The 8,162-nt window shown below is 74.4% G+C and carries 7 protein-coding genes; all 7 read left to right on the top strand.

Features of this window, described 5'->3' with window-relative positions; genetic code table 11:
• Positions 1 to 743, top strand: a 743-nt coding sequence (gene ispD, locus HCN56_RS09175; protein ID WP_167969018.1) for a 2-C-methyl-D-erythritol 4-phosphate cytidylyltransferase, incomplete at its 5' end; no start/stop codon positions are given.
• Between the two features lie 83 nt (positions 744 to 826).
• Entirely contained in the window at positions 827 to 1,312 is a 486-nt protein-coding gene (gene ispF / locus HCN56_RS09170; RefSeq protein WP_376770859.1) for a 2-C-methyl-D-erythritol 2,4-cyclodiphosphate synthase, read from the top strand.
• A 175-nt stretch (positions 1,313 to 1,487) separates the two neighbouring features.
• Positions 1,488 to 1,898 (top strand): PPOX class F420-dependent oxidoreductase, encoded by a 411-nt coding sequence (locus HCN56_RS09165; protein ID WP_167969016.1) that lies wholly within the window; start codon positions 1,488 to 1,490, stop codon positions 1,896 to 1,898.
• Positions 1,899 to 1,995: 97 nt separating this feature from the next.
• Positions 1,996 to 3,399 (top strand): cysteine--tRNA ligase, encoded by a 1,404-nt coding sequence (gene cysS, locus HCN56_RS09160; RefSeq protein ID WP_167969015.1) that lies wholly within the window; start codon positions 1,996 to 1,998, stop codon positions 3,397 to 3,399.
• A gap of 130 nt (positions 3,400 to 3,529) precedes the next feature.
• A complete protein-coding gene (gene rlmB, locus HCN56_RS09155; protein ID WP_167969014.1) occupies positions 3,530 to 4,477 on the top strand; it encodes a 23S rRNA (guanosine(2251)-2'-O)-methyltransferase RlmB in 948 nt (315 codons plus the stop codon).
• A 366-nt stretch (positions 4,478 to 4,843) separates the two neighbouring features.
• The gene (locus tag HCN56_RS09150; protein ID WP_167969013.1) at positions 4,844 to 5,932 is read left to right on the top strand and encodes a L,D-transpeptidase family protein; all 1,089 of its coding nucleotides are present in this window, start codon (positions 4,844 to 4,846) and stop codon (positions 5,930 to 5,932) included.
• A gap of 389 nt (positions 5,933 to 6,321) precedes the next feature.
• A complete protein-coding gene (locus HCN56_RS09145; RefSeq protein WP_167969012.1) occupies positions 6,322 to 7,875 on the top strand; it encodes a DoxX family protein in 1,554 nt (517 codons plus the stop codon).
• The last annotated feature ends 287 nt before the right edge of the window (positions 7,876 to 8,162 follow it).

Here is an 8,162-nt window from a genome sequence, read left to right as displayed (position 1 = left end):
GCCTTCGGCGCGCCCGGGCCGAGGCGGTCCCCGCGGCCGGCCGCGGGGAACGCCTCGGCCCGGGCGCGCCGAAGGCGCTCCGCGACCTCGGCGGCGTCCCCGTGCTGGTCCACGCCGTGCGGGCGATGTGCCAGGCCGAGGAGGTCTCCCTGGTGGTGGTCGTCGCGCCGCCGGAGAGCCCGGACGCGGTGCGCGCCATGCTGGCCGCCGCGCCCCTGCCCGTCGCTGTCGAGGTCGTCGTGGTGCCCGGCGGGGCCAACCGCCAGGCCTCCGTGCGGCTCGGTCTCGCCGCCCTGCCCGAGGAGGTGGACGTGGTGCTCGTCCACGACGCGGCGCGCGCCCTCGTCCCCGCCGCGACGGTCGACAGCGTCGTCGCCGCCGTCCGCGCCGGGGCCCCGGCCGTGGTCCCCGCGCTGCCGGTGACCGACACGGTCAAGCGCGTCGCCCGCGACGCGGACCGCCCTGCCGGCACGCCCGAGCCGGTGGTGGACACCGTGGACCGCGCCGACCTCCGCGCCGTCCAGACCCCGCAGGGGTTCCACCGGGCGGTGCTGGCCGCGGCCCACGCCGGCCGGGCGGGCGCCGGCGGTGAGGGCGCCACCGACTGCGCGGGGATGGTGGAGCAGCTCGGCCACCCCGTCGTGCTGGTGCCGGGCCACGAGGAAGCCTTCAAGATCACCCGACCGCTGGACCTCGTTCTCGCCGAGGCCGTACTCGCCCGCAGGGAGACCACCGCACCATGAGTGACCCAGTCCGGAACACCGCCGACGACGGCAGGGCGGGCGGGGACCGGTTCCCCGAGCTCTCGTCCCCGCCGCCCGCACCCATCCCCGGTCTGCCCCTGGTCGGGGTGGGCACCGACGTCCACGCCTTCGAGCAGGGCCGCGAGCTGTGGTGCGCCGGCCTCCGGTGGGACGGGCCCGAGGTGGGCGGCTGGGGGCTGGCGGGCCACTCCGACGGTGACGTCGCCGCCCACGCCTCGTGCGACGCGCTGTTCTCCGCCGCCGGACTCGGGGACCTGGGCGCGCACTTCGGCACCGCGCGCCCGGAGTGGTCCGGTGCCTCGGGGGTGACCCTGCTCGCCGAGGCCGCGCGCATCGTCCGCGCCGAGGGGTTCCACATCGGCAACATCGCCGTGCAGGTCATCGGCGTGCGGCCCAAGGTCGGCAAGCGCCGGGTCGAGGCCCAGCAGGCGCTCTCCCGGGCGGCCGGCGCCCCGGTCTCCGTCTCGGGCACCACCACCGACGGCCTGGGGCTGACCGGCAGGGGCGAGGGGCTGGCGGCGATCGCCACCGCGCTGCTGGTGCGTTGACCGGATCGCACGCCGCCCCGCCCCGGGGCGGCGCGCCGACGGCCGTCCGTCCGCGCGGGGGAGGGGCCCGCGAGTACGCTGACGCTCCCGGCCCCGGGGCGCGGCAGCGGCGGCCCCGCCGGCCCGGCCCGGCACCACCGACGAGGTGCTCCCCTTCCGACAAGGACGGTCCATCGTGGCAGCGCAGCTCTCCGAGAAGCTCAAGGAAACCCTCGACTCCAAGATGTTCGTGACGATCGCCACCGTGCAGCCCGACGGCAGCCCGCAGCTGTCACCCGTCTGGGTGACGCACGCCGACGGCGACGTGTTGATCTCCACGACCGAGGACCGCCGCAAGACCCGCAACCTCCAGCGTGATCCGCGGGTCACCGTGATGGTCAACCCGGCGGAGTCGCCCTACACCTACGCCGAGATCCGCGGCACGGCCGAGCTGGTGCCGGACCCGGAGGGCCGGCTCATCGACGAGCTGTCGCTGAAGTACACCGGCCGCCGGTACGCCGAGTTCAACTCTTCCGCCGGCCAGGACGCCCCCCGCGTCATCGTCCGGATCACCCCGCAGAAGATCGTGGGCCAGGGCCTGAGCTGACCCCGGCCGTCGGTCCGGCGGCCGGGGTCCCCGGCCGCCGGCCGCCGCCCGGGAACGAGGTGCACGAGCCGGGCGGTCTTCCTACTACCCTGGTTGCGTGACCCTTCGCCTGTACGACACCAGCGCCCGGCAGATCCGCGACTTCACCCCGCTCGTCCCCGGGTGCGTCTCGATCTACCTGTGCGGCGCCACGGTGCAGGCCGCCCCGCACATCGGGCACATCCGGTCCGGGCTCAACTTCGACATCCTGCGCCGCTGGCTGACGTACCGCGGGTACGACGTGACCTTCGTCCGCAACGTCACCGACATCGACGACAAGATCATCGCCAAGAGCGCCGAGCAGGGGCGCCCCTGGTGGGCCATCGGCTTCGAGAACGAGCGGGCGTTCGACCACGCCTACACCTCGCTCGGCTGCCTGCCGCCCACCTACGAGCCGCGCGCCACCGGCCACGTCCCCGAGATGATCGCGATGATGGACGCGCTGATCGAGCGGGGCCACGCCTACGCCGCCGACGGCAATGTCTACTTCGACGTGCGCTCGTTCCCCGGCTACCTGGAGCTGTCCAACCAGGACCTCGACGACCTGCGGCAGCCCTCGGGCGAGGGCGAGACCGGCAAGCGCGACCCCCGGGACTTCGCGCTGTGGAAGTCAGCCCGCCCGGGCGAGCCCGCCTGGGACACCCCGTGGGGGCCCGGCCGGCCCGGCTGGCACCTGGAGTGCTCGGCGATGGCCCACAAGTACCTCGGCGCCGCCTTCGACATCCACGGCGGCGGGCTGGACCTCGTCTTCCCGCACCACGAGAACGAGATCGCCCAGGCCAAGGCGTACGGCGACGACTTCGCCGCCTACTGGCTGCACAACGCCTGGGTGACGATGAGCGGCGAGAAGATGAGCAAGTCGCTCGGCAACTCGGTGCTCGTCTCGGAGATGCTCAACCACTGGCGCCCGCTGGTGCTGCGGTACTACCTCGGCACGCCGCACTACCGCTCCACCATCGAGTACAGCGAGGAGGCGCTCACCGAGGCCGAGCACGCGCTCGCCCGCGTCGAGGGCTTCCTGCAGCGCGCCGCCGAGCAGGTCGGTCCCGTCGCCCCCGCCGCCGAACCGCCCGCCGAGTTCGCCGCGGCGATGGACGACGACCTCTCCGTGCCCCAGGCGATGGCGGTGGTGCACACCACCGTCCGGCAGGGCAACGCCGCGCTCGACGAGGGCGACAAGGAGTCCGTGGCCGCGCTGGCCGGTCAGGTCCGCGCCATGCTGGGCGTCCTCGGCATGGACCCGATGGACGAGCGGTGGGCCGGCGCGACCGGCGGCCGGGCCGAGCAGCTCCACACGGCGGTCGACAGCCTGGTCCACCTCGTCCTCGACCAGCGCCAGGCGGCGCGGGAACGCAAGGACTACGGCACCGCCGACGCCATTCGCGACCGACTGAAGGACGCCGGCCTGGTCATCGAGGACACCCCGACCGGGCCCCGCTGGGAGCTGGGGCAGCGCCCGTGAACCCCTCCCCGACCGTGCCGGGCCCCGCAGCCGGGCCCGGCACGGGACGACGGACCTCCGCACGTCGTCCGCGCGCATCCGGCGCGCGCGACGCGATACGCACGACCCTCCGAAGGACCAGGTAACCCTCATGGCAGGCAACAGCCAGCGCCGCAACCGCCGCACCTCCAACAAGAAGGGCGCGACCACCGGCACCGGCGGGAACCGCCGCAGGTCGCTGGAGGGCAAGGGCCCGACCCCGCCGGCCGAGATGCGCAAGGGCCATGCCAAGCAGCGCGCCGCCCAGGCCAAGGCCCGCAAGGCCGTGGGCCGCCCGGTGCGCCGCCCGGGCGCGAAGTCCTCCTCCGAGCTCGTCGTCGGCCGCAACCCCGTGGTCGAGGCGCTCCGCGAGGGCGTGCCCGCCAACGCGCTGTACGTCCAGCAGTTCGTCGACAGCGACGACCGGGTCCGCGAGGCGGTCCAGCTGGCGACCGAGGGCGGCCTGCGGCTGGTGGAGGCGCCCAAGCCGGAGCTGGACCGGATGACCAACCACCTCAACCACCAGGGGCTCGTCCTCCAGATCCCGCCGTACGACTACGCGCACCCCGACGACCTCTCCGCCGCGGCCTCCGAGGCCGGCGAGGACGCCCTGATCGTGGCGCTGGACGGCGTCACCGACCCGCGGAACCTCGGCGCCGTGGTGCGTTCCGTCTCCGCGTTCGGCGGCCACGGCGTGGTCGTGCCGGAGCGCCGCGCCGCCGGCATGACCGCCTCCGCGTGGAAGACCTCCGCCGGCACCGCCGCCCGCACCCCGGTGGCGCGCGCCACCAACCTCACGCGGACCCTGCAGGCGTACCAGAAGGAAGGCATCCAGGTCGTCGGTCTGGACGCCGAGGGCGGCGTGGAGCTGAGCGAGGTGGCGGCGCTGGAAGGGCCGGTCGTCGTCGTGGTCGGCAGCGAGGGCAAGGGCCTGTCGCGGCTGGTCGGCGAGACCTGTGACGTGCTGGTCCGGATCGACATGCCGGGCGGCGCCGAGTCGCTGAACGCGGGCGTCGCGGCCGGCGTGGTGCTGTACGAGGCGGCGCGCCGGCGCCGCTGACCGCGCCGACGTCGCCCACCGACGCCCGGCCCCGCCCGACGGTCACCTGTCGGGCGCGGCCGGGCGTCGGCGTCCCGGAGGGCGGCCGTTCCGAGGCCCGCGGCGCGGTGCCGCTGCGAGGTGCCGAGGTGGCTCCCGGTGGCCGGAAACCGATGCCCATCACCCGTGCGGTCGAAGGCCGTTCGCCCCAGGCGCCCGAATGGTAGGTTGCGCAATGGACTTGGTGCGCAACGGCGGGTGGAACGACCGCCGGAGGCCTCGTTACCGGGACGTGCTTCTTTCGTTACTCCGGGACGGGCAACGTATTCGGCCGGGCGCCCGTCCTACCCAGAGCACCTTTCACTCGATCTCTCGGGGGTTGCATCCATGCGCTCGGCGCACATACGAGGTTCGCTGGTCGCGGCGGTCTCCGCAGCACTGCTGCTGACCGCCTGCGGTTCCGGCGGCCCGGAGGCCGCGGACGACGCCAAGCCGGTCGCCAACGAGGCCAGTGAGGCTCCCGCCGAGGAGGAGCCCGAGGACGAGGAGCCGGAGGAGGACGAGGAGCCCGAGGAGGAGCCCGACGAGGTCCTCCTCAAGGCGGGCGACGAGTCCGACCAGGTCCGTGAACTGCAGGCCCGCCTCGGCCAGACCGGGGTCTTCGAGGCCCGGCCCACCGGCTTCTACGGTGACACCACCACCGGCGCCGTCGCCGCCTTCCAGGAGGCGAACGAGGCGCTGGAGGTCTCCGGCACCGTCCACGAGTCCACCTGGGAGCTGCTGCTCCAGAAGACCCAGGAGCCCACGCAGGAGCAGCTGTTCCCGCGCGAGCAGGTCATGGGCTACGGCGACAACAACGACCAGGTGCGCGAGCTACAGGCGCGGCTGGTGCAGTTGGACCACTTCGAGGACAACCCCACCGGTTACTACGGCAACGTCACCAAGGTGTCGGTGGAGTCCTACCAGCGGGCCGCCGGCCTGGAGGTCTCCGGGATCGTCTACGACGACACCTGGGCCGCGCTGAAGGCCGCCACCAAGCAGCCGGCGCGGGACGAGATGTTCGTCCCCGTCGAGGTGCCCGAGGTGGAGAAGGAGACCCCGGCGGGTCTGGACGACCGCTGCATGACGGGCCGCGCGCTCTGCATCTCCAAGACCACCAACACCCTCTCCTGGGTCATCGACGGCGACGTCCGGATGACGCTGGACGTGCGGTTCGGTGCCGAGGGCTACGAGACGCGCGAGGGCGAGTTCACGGTCTACTGGAAGAGCCGCGACCACCACTCCACGATCTACGACTCCCCGATGCCGTTCGCGCTGTTCTTCGACGGCGGCCAGGCGGTGCACTACTCGGAGAACTTCCTCCAGAACGGCTACGAGGGCGGCTCCTACGGGTGCGTCAACGTCCGCGACCGGGAAGCGATCGAGTCGCTGTTCGACCAGGTCAACGAGGGCGACAAGCTCATCGTCCACTGGTGAGCCGGCGCTGCGCCCCGAGCGGCGCGGCAGAGCGTCGACCGAGACGCCCGTCCCCGACCAGGGGGCGGGCGTCCCGCGTTCGCGGCGACACCGCGACACCGCACCGCAGCCCGCAGCCCGGCCGGGTGTCACCGCGGCGCACACCGAACCGCCCGTCAGGGGGGCGCTCGTCGCACGGCACCGGCGTGCAGCGCACGCCCGAGGGGGAGTGAGGCGGCGTGCGACGACATGCGGCGATGCGCCTGTTGACGGGTCGCCGTCAGTTTCTGGCGCCCAGGCAGTGTCCTAAGCGGCGGTCACTCGGTTAGTGGAGTGTGGACACACGAACACCCCGCGCCGCCTCTGGGGGAGACCGGAGCGGCTTCACCGGTGATGCAAGCGAGCTGACCATGGTCAAGGTGCCGTGCGATCCCGCCCAGATCATCGTCAATCACGCCAGCTTCCGGGTGGAGTTCGCCGCCCCGTCCCCGCCCGCCGGCAGCGGCCCCCGGCTGGAGGGCGCGCCGATGGGCTCCATCGCGATCCGCCGGTCGCCCGCCGCGGCCCGGACTCGGCGTCCCGTCGTGTGGACCGGCCAGGCCGCTCCCGGCGACGCCGGCGCCGGCGGCCTGCTGCAGGCGGTACGGCAGGCCGGCGAGCAGGGCGGGGTCGCGACGCAGCTCCTGCCGCGTGTCACCGACACCGCGACCTTGCCGAAGCTGCCCTCCGTCGTGGGGCCCCGCGGCCCCGAGCCCGGCGAGGGCGGCCGCCTCACCCGCGACCCCCGCGAGGCGTTCGACTCCTTCGGACCCGACCCCGACGACCCGCACCCGCCGTCCGGGCACGCGGACGGCCCCGGCCGCCGCCCCGGCGGCAAGGCCGACGCCCGCCAGGGGTACTACCCCGGCCGCAACATGAGCCTGGGCATCGTGCTGCTGCCGCTGCGGCTGCTGCTCGGCTTCATCACCATCACCGCCGGCTTCGCCAAGCTCACCGACCCCGTCTACTTCGACGGCGGCGAGCGCGGCTCCATGGTCACCTGGCTCTCCGCCCTGGAGCCGTGGGCGCTGGCCGGCCCGCTCCACGACTGGGCGCTCGCCCACCCGGTGGGGGCCGGTCTGACGGTCGCCTTCGTCCAGATCATCGTGGGCGTCCTCACCATCGCCGGTCTCTGGCAGCGGTTCGCCGCCGTCATCGGCGCACTGCTGTCGCTGGCGCTGCTGGTGACCGTCAGCTGGGGGTCGGGGCCCGCCTACGACGCACCGGACATCATCCTGCTCGCCGCCTGGTCTCCCATGATCATCGCCGGTGCGCCCGTCTACTCGCTGGACGCCCGGCTCTCGGGGGAGGCGTGGCGGACCCTCGGGCCGCGCGTCGCCGTCAACGACCTGCGCCGCCGGGTCCTGCGCCGCGGCGGTCTGCTGGCGATGCTGCTGCTCGGCACCACCCTGCTGATCGGTTCGCTGCTCGGCAGTGCCGTCCGGTCGGCCGAGCTCAACCCGGTCACCCGGCCGGGCGAGCTCCCGCGCAACAGTCAGCAGGGCATCACCCTCCCCGGTGAGGAGGCCGACGAGGAGGGGGCGCCGGAGGAGAACGCCACCGAGGCCCCCGCGGCCGGCGGCGCCCCCGGCGAGGAGACCGCCCCCGGCGAGCAGCCGGCCGGCGGCGCCGAGTCGCCGCAGGAGGAGGCGGCGGAGGACACCGCTGGTCCCGCCACCGAGCAGACCGTGCCCGACAGCGGCAGCAACCCGGGGGCCACCCCCGAGGAGCAGCCCGCCCCGCCGGCGCAGCAGCCCGCGCCCGGCCAGGAGGCACCGGCCCCGCCGCCCCCCGCGGACGACAGCACCGGTGGCGGTGGCGGCGGCACCGGCGGCGAGGAGCAGGCGCCCCCGGAGGACCCGGGAGCCCCGGACGAGGGAGGTGGTGGGAGCAGTCTCGGCCGTATCGGTGGACTGCTCGGTTAGGTGGCCTCCTCGGCGAGTGAGACACCTGCGCACCACCCTCCACTGCCGCCCACCACCGGCCGGCTGCGGAGCTGAGGATGAACGGGAGAGCCCGGTGACACCGTCGCGGTGTCACCGGGCTCTCCCGTTCTCGCGCCCAACCGCCGAGCGGTGGGAGCGCGCACGTGCCCCGGGTGCCGGCCCCGGCCGGGGACCGGCACCCGAACCACGGCGTGGTGGGACGCCGCGGGCCGACCGGCGGCTCCCGCAGCATCAGGCGTCAGCGTCAGGCGTCAGGCGGTGGTGCG

It is taken from the genome of Streptomyces lonarensis (assembly GCF_012033735.1).
GTDB lineage: Bacteria > Actinomycetota > Actinomycetes > Streptomycetales > Streptomycetaceae > Streptomyces > Streptomyces lonarensis.
Note: the sequence above shows the minus strand (reverse complement) of the source record. Positions and strands in the feature narration are given on the sequence as shown.

Bases quoted from the DNA above. Each gene is read 5' to 3' on its own strand.
- rlmB (WP_167969014.1), top strand. From the start codon at position 3,530: ATGGCAGGCAACAGCCAGCGCCGCAACCGCCGCACCTCCAACAAGAAG.
- HCN56_RS09150 (WP_167969013.1), top strand. From the start codon at position 4,844: ATGCGCTCGGCGCACATACGAGGTTCGCTGGTCGCGGCGGTCTCCGCA.
- HCN56_RS09145 (WP_167969012.1), top strand. From the start codon at position 6,322: ATGGTCAAGGTGCCGTGCGATCCCGCCCAGATCATCGTCAATCACGCC.